Origin of the sequence: Fibrobacter sp. UWCM, assembly GCF_900129735.1 — a bacterium.
Lineage (GTDB): Bacteria > Fibrobacterota > Fibrobacteria > Fibrobacterales > Fibrobacteraceae > Fibrobacter.
Window position 1 is genome coordinate 1 of the sequence record NZ_FQWR01000060.1, and the last position, 1,348, is coordinate 1,348.

The window sequence follows — 1,348 nt, forward strand, 5'->3', positions numbered from 1 at the left end:
GATTAGGCAAGTCTTTTTCTGTAAATTCATGCACAAAAAGCAGATTTTTCCATTTCCTTCTCGGTTAAGTAAGCTTTTTCTTCCATCCATTCCTCGTGTTGTTCCATCAGTAGCGAGCCGATGAGCCTCTCGCACGATTCTGGATTCGGGAAGACGCCTACGACTTTTGTCCTCTTCTTGATTTCCTTGTTCAGGCGTTCTACGCAGTTCGATGTCCTGATTCTTCGCCACCATCCCTCGTTGAAGTCGAAGTAGGTCATGGATTCCTCCGCGTTGCTTTCCAGCCAATCCGCGAAGGACTGGTGCTTCTTGGTCTCGGACCAGTATTGCACAGCACCGCGTAGCGCCATGAGCGCATTCGCCTTGTCCACTTGGGAAAAGATGTTCCGCATTGTCCTGGCGATCTCCTTGCGCTCCTCGATTTTCCTCGCATACGCCTGCGCGTTCTGGCAGAGATGGAAGTAGCAGCGCTGCCAGGGAACCGCCGGGAACACGGCCTTCCTCGCCGCCTTCATTCCCGGGTGGTCGTCACTCACTATCAGCGTCACGCCGTGCATGCCCCGATTCACCAGGCTCGTGAAGAACGTCCTCCAGTGAACCTCGGCTTCGCTAGTAGAAACAGACATCCCGACCACCTCGCGCTTGCCTGCGGCATTGATTCCTATAGCCTGCAGTACTGCGGCATCTACGACGGAACCGTTCATGCGGACTCGCTGATATTCCGCATCTACGTAGAGAACCGAATAGCATCCAAGGGGCCTCTCCCTGAACAGCCGTATCTCCTCGTCGAGCGTCTTCGCCGCATCCGACACCTGCGTGGAACTGACTTCGAGCCCGCACATTTTTTCGAGGATGTTCTTCACCTTGCGGGTGGAGACTCCCTGGACGTACATCTCCGCCATGGCGAGCGTCAGCGCCCTCTCGGAACGAAGCCCCTTTGTCAGCGATCGCGGGTAGAAGTCGCAGTCCCGTGTCTGCGGTATCGACAGGACCACGGATCCGGAGCGCATTTTGACCGTCTTCGACTTGAAGCCGTTGGCGTAGCCCAGGCGGCCTTCGGTACGCTCGTACGCACCCGCGTTCAGGAATGCCTCCCGTTCCAGGCGCATCGCCTCGTTCATGGCCATCCGGAAGAGTTCCATCAGAAAATCGGGTCCCTGGTCGATTAGGGCTTTCAAAATTGTCGGGTCAAAACTATATTTGTTTTCGGAGTTCTCCATATTTAGTCCTTTATTTGATTTGTGGTAAAACCAAAAATAGGATGTGGAAACTCCACTTTTTGTTTATAGGGCCCAAAAGCGCAAAATTTCAGGCTCTTTTGATTTTACAGAAAGAAATTTACATCTTC

Annotated in this window: 1 protein-coding gene; it reads right to left on the reverse strand. The window is 53.3% G+C overall.

Going from position 1 to position 1,348, the window contains the following annotated elements; all coding sequences use genetic code 11:
• Positions 1 to 26: 26 nt before the first annotated feature.
• Positions 27 to 1,220: an IS256 family transposase gene (locus BUB22_RS15950; protein ID WP_073116667.1), complete on the reverse strand. Its 1,194-nt coding sequence runs from the start codon at positions 1,218 to 1,220 to the stop codon at positions 27 to 29.
• Positions 1,221 to 1,348 lie beyond the last annotated feature (128 nt).